Below are 23,882 nucleotides of genomic sequence, written 5' to 3' on the forward strand. Positions count from 1 at the left end.
CTCTACTATTTATTTGTTAATATTAATTCTAATTCTTTTTTCCATTTTTGATAAGCTTGTTGATATGGTTCGCTATTTTGCAAAGGCAAAAACGTCATTACATGATCATTTTTTGAAATATTTGAACCAAATTTTTCAAAATCACCATCAGTTAAGCCCACTGCTCTTGCTGCTCCTACTGCTCCTGTTGTATTGTAGATTTCGATTTCGTGACCAATTAAAGAGGCAACAGTATTTGAAAATATTTCTGAACGAAATAAATTATCATTCCCTGCACGAATCACACCAATTGTTGCATTGTCCTCTTTTAAACATTCCATACCGTACACAAAAGAAAAAGCAATTCCTTCTAAAGCCGCTCTGAATAAATGAGAATTACTGTGAATGTTTAAATTTAGATTTAAAAAATGTGTCCCAATATTTTTGTTGTTAAACATACGCTCAACACCATTTCCAAACGGAATTACGACTAAACCTTCGGAGCCAATTTCAATTTTAGCAGCTTTATGATTCATAGATTCGTATGTTTCGTCTCCCATATTGTTACGCAGCCATCGATACTGAATTCCAGCACCATTGATATTTAATAATTTACCGATTCGAGGATTTTTTTCTTCAAAATTAACATGCACAAAATTATTTACGCGTGTACTTTTTCCAATTGTGGCATCGGTTACGGCATAAAAAACACCTGAAGTTCCACCTGTTGCCGCTACTTCACCCGGATTTAAAACATTTAATGAAAGTGCATTATTAGGCTGATCTCCTGCTCTGTAAACTACAGGAATACCAACAGGAAGTCCAGATTCTTTTGATGCTTTTTCACTCAGTACACCTTGATTTGTAAAGTTTTCTACAATATTTGGAGTCAATGATCGGTCTATTCCATAGTAATCTAATAACCAATCCGCTACTTTATTTTCTTTGTAGTCCCAAAGCATTCCTTCGGACAGACCATTTTTTGTGGTCGTGATTTCATTAGTAAGCTTATAAGCTATGTAATCGCCAGGGAGCATATATTTATGAACTTTACTGTAAATTTCGGGTTCATTTTCTTTTACCCATTTTAATTTTGAGGCTGTAAAATTTCCTGGAGAATTCAATAAATGACTCATGCATTTTTCCTGTCCCAATTCGGCAAAAGCTTTGTTGCCAATTTCTACCGCCCTGCTGTCGCACCAGATAATAGCATTTCGCAGCGAATCACCATTATCATCAACAATAACCAATCCATGCATCTGATACGAAATACCAATACCTTGAATTTTTGAAGCGTCAATATTAGCTTCACGAATGGCTCTCTTGGTTGCCACGCATATATGCTGCCACCAAATTTCCGGATCCTGTTCTGCCCAATCCGAGTGCAGAGAAACGATCTCCATTTCGTTTTGAGGTTCATTCAAAACAATTACTTTTTTTCCTGTTGCTGCTTCAACTAAGGCTGCCTTAACCGAAGAACTTCCAATGTCATATCCTATATAATACATAACTTTATAATGATTCTCTTAATATTAAATTTGTTGGCACATAACATTGAACTATTTCGTCATGTGTGATAAATGCTGCTGCTTTTGTTCCTAATGCCGCAAAATCAGTTGATACAACTGAAATTCCTTTATATATAAATTTCTTCATTGGCGTTTCGTTGTATGATAAAAAACCAACATCTGTTCCAGGCTCTAAATTCTTCTCTTTGCATTGTTCTAAAAAATGTCCCAAAATCCTGTCGCTTACACTTATATAGGCAATTCCTTTTTTTATGCTAAACTCTTTTGGATCTTTGATTATTTTATAGTCAAAATCATAATCCACACAGAATTTCTTAAAATACACAACTGTTTCTTTCGGATGACTTGTATAATCAGGAAATACAAACTGTATATTTTTATATTTCCTAAACAAATCAACCGCCTGTGTCAAAGACTCGTAAAATGCTTTTCCAAAATCTTGAAAAATATAATTATTCTCTTTTTTCGAATGTACATTCCAATCAATCAGCAGTAACTTATCATTTGAAATTACTGAGAGCGTTGGGACTATTTCTTTATGATCAAAATTCATGACCACATACTTATAATATTTTCCGACGCTGTTATTAATTATCGTTTTAAAAACATCTATGTTATAATGATGAAACTGTACATCAGTAATCACATTATCAGCCAGATTATTTACAAAAGAATGATATAAAACTTCTTTATACGCTTTGAAAGTATCCAAAACCAAAAGCACTTTTCTCGTTTCGCCTGAAACATAATACCCTTTATTAGGAACTGACTCAATAGCTTTTTGCTCTTTTAATATCGAATACGCTTTAAAAACGGTATCTCTTGACAGCTGATTTGTTTTACAGATGCTATTAACCGACGGCAGTAATTCTCCTTTCTGTAATATGCTCTCTGCTATTGCATTAATGATTCCGTTTACCAATTGCTGGTATTTTGGGATATCACTTTCATGATTAATAACAAAGACAAATTTTTCTTGATTTTCGTCTATCATACTGTTCTGTTCTGGTATGCTAAACTAATTATTTTTATCCAATAAAAAAATAGTTTTTCAAAAAAAATGTTATCTTCTAAAAAAATATTTAACCTTCTTTTTTACGAACTTATCTATCATTACTGTTTGTCCTTTTTCTCTCTATCATAAGGCTCTATTGTAACAATTGAACCATCGGCTAAATACTCTATTTTGGCAGCTTTCATGCTCCGCAGATGCGTCACTCCTTTGGACAGGCTCGAATCATGGTAAAACAGATACCAGTCATTATCAACTCTGCATATCGAATGATGCGTCGTCCAGCCCACAACGGGATTTAGAATTCGTCCCTGATACACAAACGGACCATAAGGGCTCTCCCCGATTGCGTAACAGATAAAATGGGTATCGCCTGTGGAGTACGAGAAATAATATTTATCATTGTATTTATGAACCCATGGAGCTTCAAAAAAACGGCGGTCATTGTCTCCTGCCAGCAGTGCCTTTCCGTTTTCGTCCAGAATCTGGATTTCTTTCGGCTCTTGGGCAAACTCCAGCATGTTATCAGTAAGCTGAGCAATAATTGGTCCCAGTGCCGGTTCGTTATCTAAAGGTTCTTCGTTTATGGAATCGTATTTATTGTTTCGATATTTCTGAAGCTGACCGCCCCAGATACCGCCAAAATAAATATAATGCTTCCCGTCTTCATCCTCAAAAACGGCTGGGTCTATGCTGTAGCTTCCCTTAATGGCTTCTTTTTCGGCAGTAAAAGGCCCTTCGGGAGAATCACCCACTGCAACCCCGATCTGAAAAATGCCGTCGGGACGTTTGGCCGGAAAATACAAATAGTACTTTCCGTTTTTATAAGCTGCATCAGGAGCCCACATCTGCTTTTCTGCCCACGCTACATCAGCTACATGCAGGGCAACGCCGTTGTCAACTGCTTCAGATGTTATGCTTTCCATAGAAAATACATGGTAGTCTTCCATCCCAAAATGATCTCCGTTGTCATTGAACGGAATTCCCGCATCAATATCATGCGAGGGATAAATGTATATCTTGCCGTTAAATACATGGGCTGAAGGGTCAGCGGTGTACATGTGCGACACTAAAGGCTTTGAAATGGCGGTTTTATTAATCTGCTCAAAATTAATCTGTTCAATATTATCTTCAGGCATACTCTTTTTTACGTTTTATAATTAATTTCTTCTTTCTTTTAGCTCACTCTCTATCTGAACCTCCATTTTCTTGTCTATCTTATAGAAAAACAGCAGACCGCATCCTATTAAAAAGGGAACCGCAGGAAAAACGCTCACCAATAGTTTGATGCCGTTTATCGTTACGTCGGACTGAGTCAGGGAATTGGGAACATACTGAAAATAGCCTAAGAATAAGGTCGTTAAGGCTCCTCCGATGCTCAGTCCTGCTTTTAGCCCGACCATCATCGCCGAAAATATAATGGCGGTCGCACGGCGGTTATTGAGCCATTCCGAATAATCGGCAACATCGGCTATCATCGCCCACAGCAGCGGAATGGTGATTCCGTAGAAAAATCCATGCAGAATCTGGGACAGAAAGATAAGCCCGATATTCTCTGGCGGAAAGAAATAAAAAGCCAGAATAAAGATTGTTGAAATAAACAAAAATAGTCCGAAGATGTTTCGTTTCCCGTATTTATCAGCCAAACCTTTAGACAGCGTGATTCCGACAATCATAAAAATGATTCCGCCCGCATTAAACAGTCCAAATCCTGCCGCAACGGGATCATTCCCAAAATGGTTTAACCCAACGCTCGACAATGAATCCAATATCGGCTGAATAAACAGAGCCAATTGTGCCTTATCCACATAGTTTTCGAAATAGTACACATAGGAACCGCCTTTCAGGGCCAGAGTGATAAACACCAAAGTCGTCAGCGACAGCATGATTACCCAAGGCTTGTTTTTTACCAAATCGGCTAAATCTTCCTTAACGCTTGACTTTTGTTCCGGTTTTGGAATGATACGTTCTTTGGTGGTCAAAAAGGTGATCAAAAGCATGATAGTGCCAATGATGGCCAATACCGTCATCACTTTTTCAATACCCACTGCCTTGTCCCCGTTGCCGGCGCTTTTGATAATCCCCAGCATAAAAACCTGGACAAAAAACTGTGCAAACATTACTGCCACAAAACGATAGGACGATAAACTGTTCCTGTCTGACATATCTCCCGTAATCACGCCGCTTAAAGCCGAATAAGGCAGATTGTTACTGGCGTAAAACAGCAGCAACAGCGTATAAGTCACTGCCGCATAAATTACTTTCCCGCTGTACGAAAAATCAGGTGTGGTAAATGCAGCCAAAGCAACACATCCCAAAGGCAGTGCCGTTATCAGGATCCAAGGCCGGAACTTTCCCCATTTTGTAGAGGTTCTGTCGGCCAAGACACCTATTATCGGATTGAAAACAAAAGCTGCTATTAAGCCGACCGATAGCATAATTATCGACGAATGGGTGGGAGACAGTCCATAAATATCGGTATAGAAATAGGCCAGATACGTCATCAGGGTCTGAAAAACTAAATTTGCCGCTAAATCGCCCAGGCTGTATCCGATTTTTTCCTTAACGGATAATTTTTGTGAAATGGTACTCATTATTTGTAATGGTTTATTGATGGGTTAATGCCGAAATGGATTCTTCCTAACTTTTTATTTAATCAAAACAATCGGTTGTGTAAATGTATTAAAAAAACTCAGCTTATTTTATATTATAACTTGATAATACTGTAGATTACTGCTAATTTTTAAGGGCGTGTTTTTTAACTAGCTCTTTGTTTTGAAGTTCTTTTAGCCGCATAACACTATTGTACGCTTTTTTAGGTTTTAAATTAGAATCAAACAATAATGGATAATTTGTTCTTCCTTTTATTGGCCAATCGTTTAACCATGATTGTCCATCATGAACGCCCCAAAAAGTTACACGGCAAATTTTATCTTTATGTTTTAAAAATAATTTAAAAATTGAAGCATAACGTTCTGCTAATTTAGTTTGGATGGAATCAGGAAGGGTTTTAGGATAAGGATTCATTTCAGCACTACCCTCAAAATTCTGATTTACATCTGCTCCTTGTAAGTCCCAAGGGTTTGGCAATACCGTAACATCCAATTCTGTGAAGGCAACTTTAAGACCCAATTTCGAATAAGCCAAAATACTTTTTTCGATTTCTTCTAATGACGGACTATCTAATCTCCAATGCCCTTGGATGCCCACTCCATCAATCTTCCCGCCATGTGTTTTTATATTTTCTACCAATTTAATTACGCCCTCTCTCTTTTTTGGCTCACAAATATTGTAATCATTATAGTATAAATCAACATTAGGATCAGCTTGTGCTGCAAGTTTAAAAGCATCAATTAAATAGTTTTCACCAAGTGTATTTAAAAAAACAGATTTTCTCAAAGTTCCATCTTCATTCAATGCTTCATTGACAACATCCCATGAATTAATTCGACCTTTATACTTAGAAACAATAGTAGAAATATGATCTTTCATAAATGCTTTCATTTCGGTGCTGTCCTTAATTTTAGCCATCCAAGGTGCCAGCTGGCTGTGCCAGATCAAAGTGTGTCCGTGAATAAACATTTTATTTTTTTCACCATAAGCAACAAACTTATCGGTCATCGCAAAATCATACCTGTCTTTTTCAGGATGAACAAACATTGATTTCATGATATTTTCGGCAGTGATACTATTGAACTCCTTTCGAATTAAAGCATCGGCCTTAGTGTCCTTTTCTTCAATCTGACTTGCATTTATTGCAGTTCCAATGTAAAAATCGCCTTTGAAATTGTTTTTTAAGGAAGCCTGAGCCGTTTTTGTATTTTGTGAATTACAGATGCCTAATGTGAAAAGAAAACCAAGCAGTATACTGTTATTTATTAATTTCATTATTTATGGTTTTTGATAATAATTTAAAGTTATTTATTTTTAAAACTTCCAGCAGTCTTAAAAGTTGCATATTAATTTCCAGGCGCAAAAGGAAATTTTAAAGATTGAAAATATTCTAAAGATTGTGTTGGATTTTCAACTCCTTTCGGAAGCTCTTTGCCAGAATATTGCTGAAAATATAGCAGACAGGCATCCCGCCACCATTTTGCTTCTTTATATTGGATATTCAACAACATCTGAACTTCTTTAAAACGATCGCTGTCAACATGTTTTTCGGTTGCATTCCAAGTTTCCTGCATTTGTTGCACCTGATTTACTCCTTGCTGGTATTTTAAAGCTATTCCATCCCAAAGATTATGACCGTCTTTCAGTTTATAATCCCAGGAAACATGGTGAAACCAAAGCAAATATTGTTCAGGACAAGTCTTTATATTGTCAAAAATATCTGCAGCTTCTGGCGCATATTGCGAAACAGCATTTGTACCTGTTTTGGATCTATCGAAACCAATACCGTTTTTATCCGCTTTGTGATAATAAACAGGGTTCCATTCCGGTCTTGATAAATTGCTTACCCACGGTCCTGGTCCATAATGATGACCAGTATCCATAATATGATGCAGTCCCAAAGGTGTCATATAATTAACTACTGCTTCACGAGATTGAATCATCATTTCTTTTACTGGACGAATAAACTTTTCATCATTAGAAAAAGTGCATCTTAACCATTCATCGGCAATGGTTTCGGCATCCAAATAGGGATTCCAAGCCAATCTCCCAAATCCGTACCAATTAGCCTGTGCAAAAGGATGTCCTGTCCAATTCAGATCATTTCCTATATTGGCAACGCCAGCAATTCCTGTAATTTTATTTTTATACAAAGAACCATCAATTGTTTTTGCAACTGTAGCTCCTTTTCCTTTTTGATAGGTATCAGATTCTAAAACTTCCTGAAATAATTTAGGCAGAAATACCAAATGCGTACTAAATCCTAAATATTCCTGTGTTATTTGAAACTCCATCATTAAAGGTGTTTTTGGCATAGCGCCAAATAATGGATGAAAAGGTTCTCTTGGCTGAAAATCAATTGCTCCATTTTTTACCTGAACAATAACATTTTCTCTAAATTTTCCATCGTAAGGCTGAAATTCAGCATAAGCCTGCTTAGCGCGGTCATTGACATCATGCTCAGAATACACAAATGCCCTCCACATAATAACGCCTCCAAAAGGGGCAACTGCATCAGCAAGCATATTGGCTCCATCAACGTGATCCCTTCCATAATTTTGCGGTCCTGGCTGGCCTTCCGAATTTGCTTTCACAAGAAAACCTCCAAAATCTGAGATTCTTGCATATATTTCTTTGGCTTTGGATTTCCACCAATTGATTACTTCAACATCTTTTGGGTCGGCAGTTTTTAAGCCTCCAATTTCTATCGGAGCAGAAAATCGGGCTGTTAAATATACTTTTATTCCATAAGGTCTGAAAACATTGGCAAGAGCCTCAACTTTTTCTAAATATTGAGAAGTCAAAATCAAGGCATTCGCATTTACATTTGTCAAAACGGTACCATTAATTCCTATCGAAGCATTTGCCCGAGCATAATCGATATAGCGCTGATCTATAAAATCCGGTAATTTTTGCCAATTCCATAAAGAGAATCCTGCATACCCGCGTTCTACGGTGCGGTCCAAATTATCCCAATGATTTAATATACGGATATTCATTTTTGGAGAATCAACGATATTCAGTTTTTCAATGCTTTTATTTGTTTGAATCAATCTTAAAAAACTATAAACACCATACAAAACGCCGGCATCTTTTTTACCGCTTATAATAATATGATTCTTATTATTAATGCTAATAGATTTAATAATATAGCCTTCCTCATTTATTTGATTAAAATCAGAATCGATTGCTTTTTGAATTTCAGAACTTAAAGAGGCTTTAGAACCAATTATGATATTATTATTTCCTTCTAATTTTGTTGCAACAGTGATTTTTTTTGCAAGCATATCTGTCAAAGCTAACTGCAGTTCTTGTGCAGCAATCGCCATTGTTTCAGAATTTCCTAAATCAATGATTCCTTGAATATTAGACAAATATTTCAATTTTAAATCCAAATTACTTACTGCATCATATTGAAGCCATAATTTATAATCCTTTTGAGCAGATGCAGACCATGATATTCCCAGCACGAGGACAATCAATCTCACAAAGACTATTTTACTATGTTTCATTTTGCGTTTATCTTTATTTTTAATTTATGCTTAAATATCTCTTTTATACAAACACTACTATTTTGATAATAATTTACATAAAAAAATACATTTTATAAAACAACCAGCTTCATGCAATCGGTTGTGTAAAAATATAAGATTGTATTATAAGAAAAAAATTTTTGTTCCCTTTTTTTCAAAAAAAAACCTGCTTGACCGAAAATTGGTATCAAGCAGATTAAATAAGATATTTTTTATACTTATTACACTAATAAATTATGATTTCTATCAGATGATTCACGAACAAGAACTTCAGTATTGAGGAATGTAATTTCTTTGGCATCATCCTTTTTAAGAGAACTAAGGCTCGTAATGATAATTTCTGCAGCAGTTTTTCCCATTTTTTCAGCAGGGTGCGTAATCGTAGATATATTAGGATCGATTATCTGCGAAATTGGGTCATTGTTAAAACCAATAACAGCAATATCATCCGGAACTTTTAATCCTCTTTTTTTAGCCGTCTGCACTGCACTTACCGCAATTATATCTCCAGGGGCAAAAAGACCATCAGGAATTGGGTCTAAATCAAATAGCTTATTGCATGCCTTTACACCTTCTTTATATGTAACTGATTTCAAATTAATAATCAGTTCTTCATCTATTGGAAGATTATGGTCTCTTAAAGCTTCCATATAACCGCGTTTTCTTTCACTGTACAGATTTCCTAATTCAGATCCAGCAGTTAAATGTGCAATACGGACACAACCTTGCTCTATAAGATGTTTGGTAGCTTTATATCCCGCCGAATAGTTATCAATAACCACTCTAAACGTATTGTAATCCTTAGGAACCCTGTCTACAAAAACGAGCGGAATTTTATTATTAGTAAACTGCTGGAAATGTGAGGTGTCTTTGGTCTCCATTGCCAGTGAACAAATTACGCCGCTCACTCTATTGCTATATAAAGACTTAGCCATATTTACTTCTTCGAGATATGAATCGTGAGACTGCATGATTATTACCGTATAATCTGATTTTTGAGCTGTAATTTCGATACCGCTAATTAAAGAAGACAAAAAGGGCTGTGTAACAGTTGGTATTAACACACCTATTGTCTTAGTGTTATTACCACGAAGGCCTGCCGCCAGAGTATTGGGAACAAACCCCATTTCTTCGGCAGTTTTTTTAACCTTTTTGATGGTTTTATCACTTATAGTATGATGATCTTTTAATGCTCGAGAAATAGTGGACGTAGCCAAATTTAATCTCTCTGCAATATCATAAATTGTTACATGCTTATTTTCTTCCATTAACTCAATACACTTTTAGCCGTAAATATATGTATTTTAGAAACACTCCTAAGAATCAAAAATAAATTTTATTTGCATCAGGGAATTGCTCAAAAATAGTTTTGATCTAATTAAACTCTTCTAACCCTTACCATAAATACTATTCTCCAGCGATATGGCTTGACCTATATTGTTTGCTTTAGAACAGCAATTAAACAATCAATTATCTAGCAGCTTGAATTAATTAATTATATTTGCGCCGTCTTAAAACTATGTTAATTCAATCTAAAAAATAATTAAAATTTAACTGCTATTAGAGACAAAAAACAAATACTTAATTTTAAATCCAATGTAAATTGGTTATCTTTTAACAGCATTTAATTCATAAAATGAATCCATTTAAAACCGTTTTATTCATTATTTTACTTTCACAAAACATTATTTTTGCACAACAAGTAGAAGAAACACAAATAAACCAAAATCATCTGCCTGTATTTATTACACCAAACTCAATTGCATATTCAGACTATCAGATAGAAAAAACATACAACTACAATATCCTTACACTGGGAGACAGTACTGTAATCCTAAAAAATGGTAATACTTATCCGCCGGATCACAGAGATTATAAACGATTAGGAATAACAAGTGGAATGTATGTAGGAAGTGCTGTCCTTGCTTTTGGAATCCTATGGGCTATGCCAGAAAGTGACAGTAATTGGGACAAAGAAGAAATTAAAGAGAAGGGGGTTTCATGGAAGTGGAAGGAAAATGTAAAAGCTGGTCCAGTTTGGGATGACGATGATTGGGTTCTAAACTACATGACGCATCCTTATTCTGGGAGCGTGTATTATATGACTGCAAGAAGCAGTGGTTTTAATATTTTTGAATCTTTTCTATATTCAGCATTTATGTCCACTTGTTTTTGGGAATATGGAATCGAAGCTTTTGCCGAAATCCCTTCCAAACAAGACCTTATTATAACCCCTGTTTTGGGATCTGTTATTGGTGAAGGTTTCTTTTATGCTAAAAAAAGTATTTTAAAAAACGATCACCGAGTTTTAAAATCCAGATTATTAGGATATACTACCCTATTAATAATAGATCCATTTAATACCATATTGGATGGTTTTGGCTATAAGGAAAAAGTAAAAACACAGCTTAATGTAGCTCCCATAGGTTTTGATCAAGGAGCCAATAAAACGATTTGGGGATTAAATTTCAACATGCGATTTTAATTCATTAAGAACTTTTAATACACTGAAAATCATTTTATTAAATCATTTCTTTCATTAAAATTCAAAGTAAAATTAAAGCGTTAAATTTAAAAAAAAATCTGTTTTTAACAGCAGTGATAAAAAATAATTATTACTTTTATTTACTGCTAATCAATACTTTATAATAAAACCAATCGTTAGTTATTAATTCAGATTAGCACTGATTGTTCACTAATTTATTAACCTTTAAAAACGATTTTTTTGAGTGAATTTAAAATTATTGTCGCTTTTATTTTTATGGTTTTAAATTATATAATTTCTTCAAAAACTATTTTAAAATATAAGCCGATAGATGAAGTGTCTGTTAAAAATTATAATTGATAAAAAGTAACACCTAGAGGTTCAGTAAAAGATTTACCATCCCATAAATTTGTAACATAACAAAGAAAATAGCGGATATAAACTTTAAATGTATAGATAAACCAATGGCTGTAATGTGAAATTTAGACTTTATTGATTAATAACAATACTTTGATTTATAGACAATCCATTTAATAAAGTGATTTACAAACAGTAATACTGGTACACATATACCAATAGTATTAAATGCAGTTAAACATACTTTTGAAAATGTACAAAAAAGTTTTACTTTTAATTAAACCTATAGGGTATAAATAAAAGTAAAAAGAGAAAGACTAGCTAAAATACTAGTCTTTCTTTTTTTTATTCCTTAACCAAGTAAATCCCATCTTCCTTTATCTCAATCAGTTTTTCTTTGTACAAAGAGCCAATTGCTTTTTTAAAAGTCTTTTTGCTCATCTTTAGCACAGTTTTGATATCTTCGGGATGCGAATTATCCGTTAGGCGCAAAAAACCTCTGCTGGCTCTCAGCTCATCGAGAATTTTTTCGGCATTTGGTTCTATACTTTGGTATCCTTGAATTTGCAGTGCAACATCAATTTTATTGTCAGGTCTGATATTTTTTATATACCCACGCATACGGTCGCCTGTGCGTATAGCATCATCATAGACTTCATCTTTATACAGCAAACCTTTGTGTTTCTCATTGATAATGACATTGATGCCCAATTCTGTAATATGCGATACAATTAAATCTACTTCTTCCCCTTTTTCAACAGTAAGGTGATCGTTTTTTAAAAATTGATTTAATTTGCTTGATGCGACTAAACGATTGGTTTTTTCATCTATAAACAAATACACTAAATAGCGTTTTCCTTTTTCCATAGGACGAGCCTGCTCTTTGAACGGAACCAAAATATCTTTTTCCATTCCCCAATCCATAAACGCCCCAACCTGATTGATATAATTCACCCGCAAAAGAGCAAACTCATTGAGTAAAATATAAGGTTCTAAAGTTGTAGCTACTGGCCGCTGTTCATGATCCAAATAGGCAAAAACAATAAGTTCCTCCCCTATTTCAAATTCATTAGGCACATATTTATTGGGTAAAAGTATATCGTGTATTCCTTCCGGATCTTTTTCAGGGTTACCTAAAAACAAACCAACTTTGGTATCACGCAGTATGGTAAGTGTATTGTATTTTCCTATTTCAATCATTATCTTGAGATTCGTTGCCGTTTTGGCAAACTATTTTTCGAATGGCAAAGATACGAAGTTTAAACTAAGAAATGTAAGGAGATTTCTTGATGCAAAAATCTCCCTCAGAAATTTTATTTGTTTTTGACCAATGTAATATCATCAATCATACAAAAGGAATTTGCTTTAGCAGAAGCTAAAAAACCGATTTCAACGCTTCCATTTTTTATAGCAATATTTGAAATAGAAATGGTTTCCCAAGCAGCATTCTCTTTAGTCACTTTCAAATTAAATGTTTGGTTTTTACTTTTAGCATACATTGTCAATTCTTCAAAACCATTGGAGTTTTTCACTCTGGCAGTTAAAGTATACAAACCGTCTTTTAAATAAACATAAGGGGTCGAAGAAATAACTTGTGTGATTTTTCGGCTAAAATCAATTTTATCACTTATCTGCAGGCTTTTTTCACCGATAACTTCTTTTCTGTCCTGCTCTGTATTAAAATAATTTAAAGTTGGCGAACTTTCATCAGTTGTACTTATTTTATTTCCTTTTATAATTATAGTGTTCCACCCCAAGAGCTGTTCTTGAATGGGTTTAAAGTTGCTTGGGATTTTATTTCTATCGGCTTCGAAACTGCCGTTCATTACAAAATTATTATCGTTAGCAACTGTCCATTCTCCCGTTTTTTCATCGAGATTCCAAGAACTTAATGAATTAAAATGTGGCACATCTCCATCAAAAGACATTGGAAACCATTGGTTATATCCCAAGCCATTTCCTGCAAAATCAGCCCAACGATCACCACAATACAGAACAGTTTCCTCTTTTTTCCCTTTTATAGTGTAAAAAAAGCCAGTTTGTGTGACATGAGCATAATCTTCGGCAGATCCTTTCATAATCTTCATGTCATTTGTTGGAACATAAGGTCCACGAATGTTATCTGAAACCAAATAATAAGCAAACGAAGAATCCCAGCCGTATATATTTGAAGCCACCATATAATACTTGTTTTTGTATTTAAACATACAATTTCCTTCACGGCTTTCCCCTTGAAAAACTTTGTTGCAATCTAACAAAGTTACTTTCCCGTCGACAACTCCAATTTCGGAAACATAGATTTTATTGCGCCCTTTTCCGTAAGAATAAATAAGATACGATTTACCGTCATCGTCAGTAAATACGGTTTGATCACCAGTATTTGTTGTGCCAATTAGAGGCTGCATATTAATTTTTTGATACCATGAAAAATTGCCTGTTGGAGAATCGGACAAAGCAATAAGCACTTGTGTATCATGCTGAACAAATAGTGCATACTTATTGATTGTACTAATAAAAGCAACTCCCAATCGTCCAACCCACGTATTTTTCCCATCAGGATTTGCCGTTGCCTTTGTCAAAACATCACCTTCAAAATTCCAATTTACAAGATCTGTAGAACTATAACAGGTAACCGACTCAAAAGTGGCATTTTTTAATGTTACTGACGGATTTTTTCGGTAAACATCGGCTTCTTTATACTGCACTCCATACCAATAGTATTTTTTTACGCCTGTTTTGGGATCTGCAAAACGAGAAATCCCTCCTCCCTGACTGTAGATAGGCATCCCTTTTTGAGTATCCCAAAACATATCATTTTTAATGTTTTTTAATTGTGCAGTTACTATAATCGGCAAACCAAACAGCAGTATAATTAAAAATATATACTTTATCTTCAGTTCCAATGCATTCAGATGATTCTTCATATTTATTTTGAGTATTTTTTCCAATGCTAAAATAAATTCATTGTTTTAACAAAATCATCCTGTACTGTCCCGAATGATTATTACGAGATAATCATCATCAGATAATCCTTTTTACTTTTTTGTTTAATATTTAAATCTGACGGCTTGCTATTAACAGGTTCTTAAACTTTGGCCGCCAATCAATATAGCCATTATTTTATGATTATTCTAATTTAAAGATCTGTTCCATTGCTGTCCATTTTTCACCTTTTTTAGCTTCAGGAAGTATTTGCTGAAATCTATCCATCATTTTTTTTCCATTCCTGAACCTTAGAATTTAGTGCATCCATTTGTTGTTTTCTTTTATGAGAATAACTTTCATCCGTTTCAATGATCATAAAAAGATGGTCTGCCGCCAAATAAATTTCCATATCTAAAATACCTGATGCTTTTATGCTCTCGGTAATTTCAGACCAAGCCTTACCTTGAGCATGATGTGCTTTATATTCTTCAATTAATTGAGATTCATTTACTAAATTGCAAGCAAAACAAAAACGTTTTTTATTCATTATCATTATTTTAAAAAATTCAGTTCGTAAACTATTTTAATTTGACTAATAATACGAATCGAAAGGTAATGAAGCTTGAAGCTACTAAAATTGATCTTTTACTTATCAAAAAATGCTTCAAATTAACCCTGGAAGAGGAATTAATCTATCTAATAATCCTAAAGTTTACGAAAAAGAGGCTTACTGCAAAGAATATCGTTCGTTAAATAAAGAAATGAAAACACATCTGAAATTTGAAAACCAAGGCATTCTTCTGCAATTAATTTCTAGATTTCTTGAAGCTAATTATTTCAAATCAGGTCACAACAATAGTATTCCTTCGAAAATTCTTGACAATATGAATTACATACAACTCAACTTGAGCGGTGATCTTGCCGTAGAGCAATTAGCAGCGTGAGCCAATCAGAATAAAGATTATTTTTCAAAACAATTTCTTACCCATACTGGTCTGAGACCTTTAAACTACATTCACGAAAAGAAAATTGAAAGAGCACAATACCTGATTGAAACCACAAACAAAACATTTTTAGAAATTGCCATAGATACAGGTTTTTCTAATTTACCTCACTTTTCAAAAATTTCCAAACAAATAGTGAGTTTGACTCTTGGTGAATACCGTCGTCAAAATACTGAATTAAAATAATTTAGGCAACCTATTAAACAAAAAAAAGCGTCTCAATGAGACGCTTTTCAAATAATCTGAAACTCTAATTGTAAGCACTTTCTCTTCCAAAATGAAGAGTTAACAAATAATAAACAACTGCACGATATTTATTTTTATTGGATTCTCCATATTGCTTTAATACTGCGTCAATTCCTGCTTTAAGGGCTGGACTATCAGGCAAGCCTAATTTTTTAATTAAAAAATTTTTCTTTACAGTAACTATTTCTGATTGCTGTGTTCCTGCAATAACTGAAGAATCTGGATTATATATTGACGGACCGCAACCTATAGTTACCTTGGTCAATAACTCCATATCAGGATTAATTCCGCACTTTTCTTTCAAGTCCGTTGCATATTTAATAATTAATACATCTTTTGCGCCCATAATAATAAAATTAAATTTATTAACTATTTTATAACTGACTCAAATTTAGTAATTTATTATTTATGTGTGCGATTTTTATTCATTATTTTTTCATAAAATTATCATCTGCCTGATTTTACAAGTAAGATTGTTCTTGTATAAAATTTAAATCAAATTACTACAATTTACAATACCTCAAAAAAAATGTAATAAAATGGCATCATTCTTAAATATTGACTCAAAAATTTTTAACTCCAAAAAATTCAGCAAAACCCAGAACACCCTTATTTATTAATCGTATAATATGCCTTTTTTACGACAGGAATACCACTGCCAGTAATACCTTCTAAAACTACTTTTACTTTGGTTTCGACACCACTATTATAATAATTTACACTAACATTGCCCGTTTTATCGGGATGCACATACGGATTCCAATAAAGCGTATTTCTTACGGCCGCTTTACTATCCAACTCTAAATTGGGTTTTTCAGGATTTGGCACATAAAAAACACGCGCCGTATAAAACCCTTCTAATTCTTGTTTAATAGAATGAAAAGTTTCTTTTTTACGCTGTTGACCAGTATTCCCTTTTGTAGTAATTGCAATAACCCCATTTGCTGCCGCATTTCCATAAAACACTGTTGCTTGTGTCCCTTTGACTGTTTCTATTTTTATTACATCTGCAGGTATAACAAAACCTACTTGCAACTTATCAATCACTTCAATACCATCTAATATAAAAAGCGGACTCCCTTCATAACGTGTAAATCGAACAGAGTCAACATCAACAGTCACACCCGGAACAGTTTTTTCAATAAGCTGATAGATATCTGTAAATTGAGCTGTGCTTTCGTCTGCAACATAACTAAAATCAGGTATTCCAAGCATAGAAGGCCTACTGCTTTTCTTTTGGACACTAATTGAAACTTCTTTTAAAATATTTTCAGGTTTTATGCCAAAAGCTATAAATTTCCTGTACACATTTTCAACTACTCCGAGTGTTGTTTCAGGTAAACTGCTTGTTTCACTTTTAAAAGACACAGGGATTGGAGGCTGTTCAATAGGATTTGCTACTATTTCACCCCTAAACTTCCCTTTTTCATTTCTGGAATTTAAATACATGGTAGTTTTTCCAGAAAACATAAGGTTTTCAAATTTATAAACCCCATTAGAATCTGTAGCTGCATTAAAAAAATTAAAATGCTTTTTATTCATTAATGCCAGTGTCATATTATTATTTACTAATGGCTTATCAGCAAGAAGCTGCTTTACCCTGCCGGAGATTGTAATTCCTTTTTCTGCAATATAGCTAATGCTTTCGTTAGCCATTGGAGCTGTTTTCCATAAAAAATCCCGCCAGCCCTGTGTTAAAAGCAAATTATCTAAGTATTCCTGTCTTTTTAAATTAGCCGGATCAAAATAATAGGCTGGATTATGAACCTTACCTCTAATATCCGATTCCATCAAGAAATAAGAACTAATATTTGTACCAAAATCTTTATCCTCTAAAGCTCCGTTCATGTCCGTTACGCTTAATGAAAAACTTGCCGATTTTACCACGCCTGTTTTAGATTTTGAAGTAACATTAATCGTAGTTTTTTCTTCCGGTTTATAACTCAATTTATCTGTCGCTAACTGTACATCTAAATCATTCTCCTTTTCAATATACACTAAGCGCTCGCTTTGTGGTTTAGAATTACTGTCATACAGTGTTATTTGGCTTACGCCCTCTGGAGTTTTATCTTTAGGCAATTCAAAAGATAATGCGGTTTCCGCTAAAGTTTGTACAGTTTCTAAATATGTAATCCCTTTTGCTTTACCAACCAATCTAAGTGCTGTATTAGGATTATGTGATAAAGTTTCTGGATTTGTAGTAATGGTTATAATATTTTTGCCTCTGAACACCCTAAAACTTAACAAATACCCTTCCTTGGACGCTATTGGGAGTTCTGCGCGGATTTCTTCGCCTGCAAGGGTTTTAATTTTTGCATAATAGTGTTTCCCTTTAATAGGAATAATTTGAAATTTTCCCATACCATCATGAGAACTCGCAAAAGAGGTAACCAATTCGTTATCCGAATCAAAAATTTCCCCCTTAATATCTATTGGGTTTCCATTACTATCGACAGCCTTAAATCCCACAACACTTGCATTATTTTCTAAAAGCGAACCGCCTTCAGGAAAAAAATCAACCTTAACCGTGTTTTCGACATCAGTTGCAAGGGCTTTGATTACCTCAGCATTAGATTGAATTACACTAGCTTTAACATCAAATATTTCAATATCTTTTTTAAATACAAAATCTTCACCAAAATTTCTATTCCAATTTGTGTAAGCTCGTATTTGGTAATGCCCTGGTTTTACTCCAAGTGAATCGGCCAATTTAAAATCGCCGTTCCCTAAACCTATTTCTAAATTTGTTTTGTTTCGCGCAATTATTTTAAAATCAGGAGATATTAATTCCACATATAAAATATTACTGTTATCAAAAAGCAAGTTATTGCTGGCACGCACATTATAGGCTTTATACCATAAATCTTCACCCATAAAATAAGTTGCCCTGTCTGTGTGAAGGTATGTTTTTTCAATATCGGGGTTCTTTTTTTCTTGGGCCTGCAAAAAACCAATTGATAATACAATCCATAGAAAATAAAGAAAACTACGATTACTACTATAAGATTCAAACATGTATAATCTAAATTTATATTAAACAATTTAATAAAAATTAAAGATATATAAAAATCTTATTAATTTACAATTTAAAAAAACATTACAGAGAAACACAAACAATTAGGTTTCAATTACAAAATCAAAAAATAGTCTACTTAATTTTTTTTAAAAACTAAATCAAACCAACTCCTTAAAATACTGCAGCAATACAGAATTATTATTCAATGTAGGCGTAAAAACTTCCAAAATACTTGGCCTGTCATTTTGAACATACAAAGAGTTTAATCCATTTATTAGACTAACTTCATCATTGGCACACAAATAATCCAATCCATACATTTTGGACAAGTGCTCGGCTGTTAAGTTATGGCTTGTTTCAAAAAAAGTATTAAAAACAGGTGTTTCTTCATGTCCGGGCAAAATCCTAAAAATACCGCCGCCTCCATTATTAATCAAAATGATTTTAAAGTTTTTTGGAATATAATTGTTCCAAAGTGCATTGCTATCGTATAAAAATCCAATGTCCCCAGTAATAAAAACTGCTGGTTTAGCATTGCCAACCGCAGCACCGATAGCAGTAGAAGTGCTTCCGTCTATCCCGCTGGTTCCTCTATTGCAGTATACTTCGATTGAACTGTCAATAGGAATTAATTGTGCATATCGAATAGCTGAACTGTTGCTTATTTGCAGCTGACTATTTTTTGGCAGACTTTGAATCACTTTTTCAAAAACCTTAAAATCGGTAAAAGGTATTTTGGACAAATAGATGTCGTGTTTTTCTTTGCGCAATGCTTTTACGGCATTCAATTGAGTGAAATAATTGCTTTCATTTTTTGAGGTTAATGGCAAAAAGGCATTGAAAAAAGTATTTGGTTCAACCTCAAAATGTTTTGTCAAACAGCCAAAAGTATCATAGGCTCTCAAAGTATCAATATGCCAATGGTGTTCGGGTTTGTATTTTCTAAAAAAAGCTTTAATACGTTTGGAAACTACCATTCCGCCAAAAGTCACCAAGATTTCCGGACGAAAAGCCTCAAAATCTTCGGCGGTAAAAGGTGTTATAATGGTGTCAATATTACTTATAAAACTTGGATGGCACACATTAGAAGTGTTTTCGGTCATCACCACAACCGATTTATCATTGGCGAAAGCTTCAATCGTTTTATCATCAATTGCATTAGGATCGTTTACGCCAATCAATATCAATTTTCGGGCTGATTTGTTCCAAAGATCAGCATATTGTTTTAACTCCTCTAAATCAACAGTCTGCGGTACATTTGTGGAAGCGAAAACCAAACTATTGACACTTAACTCCGAAACAGTTTCATATAAAGGCTCTTCAAAAGGCGCGTTGATATGAACTGGTCCTTTTTTATCAATCGCGGTATTGATAGCTTCATTGATTTTTTGATCATTCTCTGCCGAAACTTCCTCCAATAAATTAGCATTATACAAGGAATGATTAACAAAGACGTTTTCCTGTCGAATGGTTTGTCCGTCACCAATATCAATTTTACTCTGCGGTCTGTCTGCAGAAACCACAATTAATGGAATCTGGCTATAGAACGCTTCCGCAAAAGCAGGATAATAGTTCAATAAAGCCGAACCCGAAGTACAAACTAAAACGGTAGGCTTACGGGTTTGCTGGGCAATTCCCAAAGCGAAAAAAGCGGCAACGCGCTCATCGGCTATGCTGTAGCATTGAAAAGCGGGATTACTTGCAAAACCAATAGTAAGGGGTGCATTTCTTGAACCGGGAGATATAATGATGTTGGTGATTCCTTTTGCTAAAAAAATTTGAAGTATGCTTTGGGCTAAAGGTATTTTGGGGTAAGTCATTTAAAAGATTTAAAAGTTTAACGTTTAAAAGTTTAAAACAAAACTTCTAAAATTGTTTTGCAAAGTTACAAAGTTGCTGAAGCTTTTCTGTTCATTTTGGTCATATTTTCATAATTTTGAACAACAAATAATTACAGATGAAAATCAAATTAAGACCTTATCAAACCGAGGACACTCAAGCCATATTGGACATTATAAATTATAACATTCTAAATTCGACTGCCTTATACGATTATAACATTCGGACTTACGAACAGCAAAAGGCAATATTGGAAGATAAAATCAATAAACATTTTCCTGTAATTGTTGCAGTAGAGGATCGAAAAGTAGTTGGTTTTGGAATGTACAGTGAATTTAGATTCCGGGAAGCCTATAAATATACCGTAGAGCATTCTGTTTATGTGGAAAATGCCCATCACGGAAAAGGAATTGGAAAACTATTACTGTACGAATTAATCCAATTGGCAAAAAAACAAAATCTTCATACAATGATTGCCGTAATCGACGCCGAAAATCAAAGCAGTGTTGAATTTCATGAAAAATTTGGATTTAAAACCGTTGGGATTATAAAAGAATCAGGTTATAAATTTGAACGTTGGCTGGATTCCGTATTTATGCAGTTGATATTGGAATGATTTTTTGAGTAATTAGTGAATAGCAATTTGTAATTAGCTTTAATCATACAATTAAAATGTTATACCTAAAACAGGAAACCTGTTAGGCATAAACAGCATAAAAACATAATTACCACAGTAAATCATATCCTCATAAAGAATAGTATCTTTGCGCTTTTACAAATACTATGAGTTTCACACTGCTTTCTTCTCCTTTGCAAGGATTTACCGACTTTCGTTTTAGAAATGCTCAAAATAAATATTTTGGAGGAATAGACACTTTTTATTCTCCATACATTCGACTGAACGGAAAACTGGTCATAAAATCCTCTTACGAACGTGATTTGCTTCCCGAAAATAATATGGGATTGGAAGTAATTCCGCAGGTGATTACAAACGATGCTGATGAATTTTTATTTGTGGCAAAATATGTCCGTGAACTGGGATATAAAGAACTGAACTGGAATCTCGGCTGTCCGTATCCTATGGTTACCAAATCTGGTATGGGTTCCGGTCTTATCAGCAATACCGAAAAAATCAATCATATTCTGGATAAGGCTCATTCTGAAACCGATATTATTGTGTCTATGAAAATGCGTTTGGGCTACGACACCACCGAAGAAATTCTGGATGTACTGCCTATTTTAGACCAATACCCAATTAAAAATATTGCCATACATGCACGTATTGGTAAACAGCTGTATAAAGGCGGTGTTCATCTGGATGCATTCCAGCAATGCATTGACAATACCAAACATAAATTGTATTATAACGGTGACATCACTTCGGTGGCCAAATTTCATGAAATGCAGGAACGTTTTCCTTCAATTGATCATTGGATGATAGGAAGAGGTTTAATTGCTGATCCTTTTTTACCAAGTATGATCAAAAGTAATGCCTTAGAATATCCAAAAAATAAGATGGAATTATTCGGTGCTTTTCACGATACACTTTATGAAGGTTACAGCGAATCATTGTCCGGACAAACGCATATTTTATTGAAAATGCATCATTTATGGGAGTACTTTTCGGTTATATTTTCAGATCCGCACAAAGTGCATAAAAACATTAAAAAATCCAAAAGCATCCGAAATTACGAAGCAACAGTCAAGGAAGTTATAGCTAAAGGTTAGTTTTTAAAGTCAAAATAAATAATTCATAAAAAAAGAGTCTGCCTCGCAAACTCTTTTTTATTACTGATCACTAAAAACCTGACCATTGCTTACTTTTTCAAAAACTACGCCTTAATCCAATTCACCACTTCAGGATCCGTTGGTAATGTTTTTGGAGAAATTACTTTTTCTAATTCTCCTTTTTCATTAATAAGGTATTTTTGAAAATTCCATTTAACTTCAGAATCCTCTAAACCATTTTTAGATTTTTGAGTCAAAAATTGATAAACAGCACACATATCGTCCCCTTTTACCGAAACTTTATCCATCATAGGAAAGGTAACTCCATAATTCAACTGGCAAAAACTTGCAATTTCTTCGTTGGTTCCTGGTTCCTGCGAAGCAAAATTATTGGCAGGAAAACCAACAATTACAAAACCTTTTGCAGAATACTCTTTATACAAAGCCTCTAAATCTTTATATTGTGGCGTTAAACCGCATTTTGAAGCTGTATTTACAATCATGACTTTTTTACCTTTTAGTGACGCAAAATCAAAAGTCTTGCCGTACAAATCTTCTACTTTGAATTGATAAATGTTTTGTTTCACTTGTGCTTGAATTTGGATATTAAAAAGGAACATTACACAGATAACGGCTACTATTTTTTTCATGGCTTATTTTTTTATAAAATTAAAAAAATATATGTTTCTCCGAGTATTATTATCAGATATCTTAAAAAGAAAAAAACGCTCCTTTTTGGAGCGTTTTTAAACTAAACAATAACCAAATTTAGATCCCCCAATCTAAACTAACTTTAAATCTACTAACCAAATAGATTAAAAAAACACAAAATCATTCCAATTTTGCATTTATAAATTATCAAATAACATGCCAAAATGCAATTTAAATTAAAAAAGATAAATTTAAATTAAGCTCATTACTCTTAATTATTTGCACAAAAAAAGAGGCTCTAAAAAAACCTCTTTAATTGATAATTTTTATCAGATTCCCCCATGTAATTTATTTCCCTAAACCTAACCTACTAAATCTAAAAAAATTACAAATCCTTACAAATCATCTTTTTATGAATAGATATGCAAATATATAATTTTAAATCTTTTATCCTACTAAAATACCAATTTTATCGATTAAATACATTATTTTACAATAAAAATAAGATTAAAGCTACAAATAATAATAAATTTACTTAGATGAAATTAAAATTCATTACTGTACTAAAAGTTTTAAAAACTTCACATTGATTATTCAAACAATACGATGACTGGAATGGAAAACATTTAATGTCATAAAAAAAAGATGCTTCTGACAGAAACATCTTTTAATGAAATAATTGATAGTCTTATTGGACGCCCCCATGTACTTTTATTTTCCTAAACCTAACCTACTAAATTTAAAATTAATCCTTAAAAATACAAATCCTTAAAACTATCCCTATCTCTAAATGTATAAAACAAATTTAGGACAATAAAATTATAAAACACCTATTAAAAACTAAAATAATCGATGAAATACATTAAATACTAAATAAAGTAAGATTTAAGCTTCTAATATGTATTACAAAATATAATCTTATACTCTAACAGAATTTCAAAAAACAATCTATAAAAATCCATAAC

At 33.6% G+C, this 23,882-nt stretch carries 19 protein-coding genes; 5 read left to right on the top strand and 14 right to left on the bottom strand.

Annotated elements, in window-relative coordinates; all coding sequences use genetic code 11:
- Positions 1-5: 5 nt before the first annotated feature.
- The 7 genes from CLU83_RS08700 to CLU83_RS08730 form a co-directional block, all read right to left on the bottom strand.
- Positions 6-1,487, bottom strand: coding sequence for a xylulokinase (locus CLU83_RS08700; RefSeq protein WP_100431239.1), 1,482 nt, complete (start codon positions 1,485-1,487; stop codon positions 6-8).
- A gap of 4 nt (positions 1,488-1,491) precedes the next feature.
- Positions 1,492-2,502, bottom strand: a complete 1,011-nt coding sequence (locus CLU83_RS08705; protein WP_100431240.1) for a GntR family transcriptional regulator — start codon at positions 2,500-2,502, stop codon at positions 1,492-1,494.
- Positions 2,503-2,621: 119 nt separating this feature from the next.
- A complete protein-coding gene (locus CLU83_RS08710) occupies positions 2,622-3,659 on the bottom strand; it encodes a glycoside hydrolase family 43 protein (protein ID WP_100431241.1) in 1,038 nt (345 codons plus the stop codon).
- A 21-nt stretch (positions 3,660-3,680) separates the two neighbouring features.
- On the bottom strand, positions 3,681-5,114 hold the full coding sequence (locus tag CLU83_RS08715; protein WP_100430407.1) for an MFS transporter: 1,434 nt from the start codon (positions 5,112-5,114) through the stop codon (positions 3,681-3,683).
- Positions 5,115-5,256: 142 nt separating this feature from the next.
- Positions 5,257-6,408 (bottom strand): endo-1,4-beta-xylanase, encoded by a 1,152-nt coding sequence (locus CLU83_RS08720; RefSeq protein WP_100431242.1) that lies wholly within the window; start codon positions 6,406-6,408, stop codon positions 5,257-5,259.
- Between the two features lie 71 nt (positions 6,409-6,479).
- On the bottom strand, positions 6,480-8,645 hold the full coding sequence (locus CLU83_RS08725) for an alpha-glucuronidase family glycosyl hydrolase (protein ID WP_100431243.1): 2,166 nt from the start codon (positions 8,643-8,645) through the stop codon (positions 6,480-6,482).
- Positions 8,646-8,887: 242 nt separating this feature from the next.
- Positions 8,888-9,934 carry a LacI family DNA-binding transcriptional regulator gene (locus tag CLU83_RS08730; RefSeq protein ID WP_100431244.1) on the bottom strand — a complete coding sequence of 349 codons (1,047 nt, stop codon included), beginning with the start codon at positions 9,932-9,934 and terminating at the stop codon, positions 8,888-8,890.
- Positions 9,935-10,302: 368 nt separating this feature from the next.
- Between CLU83_RS08730 and CLU83_RS08735 the strand changes: the two genes are divergently transcribed.
- Positions 10,303-11,151, top strand: coding sequence for a DUF3943 domain-containing protein (locus CLU83_RS08735; RefSeq protein WP_100431245.1), 849 nt, complete (start codon positions 10,303-10,305; stop codon positions 11,149-11,151).
- Between the two features lie 702 nt (positions 11,152-11,853).
- Here CLU83_RS08735 and CLU83_RS08740 read toward each other — a convergent pair.
- From CLU83_RS08740 to CLU83_RS08750, 3 genes are all read right to left on the bottom strand, one after another.
- Positions 11,854-12,708, bottom strand: a complete 855-nt coding sequence (locus CLU83_RS08740; RefSeq protein ID WP_100431246.1) for a S1 RNA-binding domain-containing protein — start codon at positions 12,706-12,708, stop codon at positions 11,854-11,856.
- Positions 12,709-12,821: 113 nt separating this feature from the next.
- Complete coding sequence (locus CLU83_RS08745) at positions 12,822-14,432, bottom strand: family 43 glycosylhydrolase (protein ID WP_100431247.1); 1,611 nt, start codon at positions 14,430-14,432, stop codon at positions 12,822-12,824.
- A gap of 278 nt (positions 14,433-14,710) precedes the next feature.
- Complete coding sequence (locus CLU83_RS08750; protein ID WP_369828759.1) at positions 14,711-14,980, bottom strand: L-rhamnose mutarotase; 270 nt, start codon at positions 14,978-14,980, stop codon at positions 14,711-14,713.
- Between the two features lie 112 nt (positions 14,981-15,092).
- Here CLU83_RS08750 and CLU83_RS08755 point away from each other — a divergent pair, with 112 nt between their 5' ends.
- Positions 15,093-15,377 (top strand): hypothetical protein, encoded by a 285-nt coding sequence (locus tag CLU83_RS08755; protein ID WP_100431248.1) that lies wholly within the window; start codon positions 15,093-15,095, stop codon positions 15,375-15,377.
- Positions 15,378-15,446: 69 nt separating this feature from the next.
- Positions 15,447-15,623, top strand: coding sequence for a helix-turn-helix domain-containing protein (locus CLU83_RS22820; protein ID WP_369828799.1), 177 nt, complete (start codon positions 15,447-15,449; stop codon positions 15,621-15,623).
- A gap of 64 nt (positions 15,624-15,687) precedes the next feature.
- On the opposite strand, the gene CLU83_RS08765 is transcribed toward CLU83_RS22820, so the two are convergent.
- The 3 genes from CLU83_RS08765 to menD all read right to left on the bottom strand — a co-directional run bounded on the left by CLU83_RS08765 (position 15,688) and on the right by menD (position 20,519).
- Positions 15,688-16,029, bottom strand: coding sequence for a DUF2853 family protein (locus CLU83_RS08765; protein ID WP_100431249.1), 342 nt, complete (start codon positions 16,027-16,029; stop codon positions 15,688-15,690).
- A gap of 263 nt (positions 16,030-16,292) precedes the next feature.
- Positions 16,293-18,698, bottom strand: a complete 2,406-nt coding sequence (locus CLU83_RS08770; RefSeq protein ID WP_100431250.1) for a hypothetical protein — start codon at positions 18,696-18,698, stop codon at positions 16,293-16,295.
- Positions 18,699-18,857: 159 nt separating this feature from the next.
- Positions 18,858-20,519: a 2-succinyl-5-enolpyruvyl-6-hydroxy-3-cyclohexene-1-carboxylic-acid synthase gene (gene menD / locus CLU83_RS08775; RefSeq protein ID WP_100431251.1), complete on the bottom strand. Its 1,662-nt coding sequence runs from the start codon at positions 20,517-20,519 to the stop codon at positions 18,858-18,860.
- 137 nt (positions 20,520-20,656) lie between these two features.
- Here menD and CLU83_RS08780 point away from each other — a divergent pair, with 137 nt between their 5' ends.
- Together CLU83_RS08780 and CLU83_RS08785 are read left to right on the top strand one after the other, a co-directional pair.
- Entirely contained in the window at positions 20,657-21,154 is a 498-nt protein-coding gene (locus CLU83_RS08780; protein WP_100431252.1) for a GNAT family N-acetyltransferase, read from the top strand.
- Between the two features lie 167 nt (positions 21,155-21,321).
- Positions 21,322-22,266 (top strand): tRNA-dihydrouridine synthase, encoded by a 945-nt coding sequence (locus CLU83_RS08785; protein ID WP_100431253.1) that lies wholly within the window; start codon positions 21,322-21,324, stop codon positions 22,264-22,266.
- 104 nt (positions 22,267-22,370) lie between these two features.
- Here the strand turns inward: CLU83_RS08785 and CLU83_RS08790 are convergent, their stop codons facing one another.
- On the bottom strand, positions 22,371-22,916 hold the full coding sequence (locus CLU83_RS08790; protein WP_100431254.1) for a glutathione peroxidase: 546 nt from the start codon (positions 22,914-22,916) through the stop codon (positions 22,371-22,373).
- Between the last annotated feature and the right edge of the window lie 966 nt (positions 22,917-23,882).

The organism is Flavobacterium sp. 1 (assembly GCF_002797935.1).
GTDB lineage: Bacteria > Bacteroidota > Bacteroidia > Flavobacteriales > Flavobacteriaceae > Flavobacterium.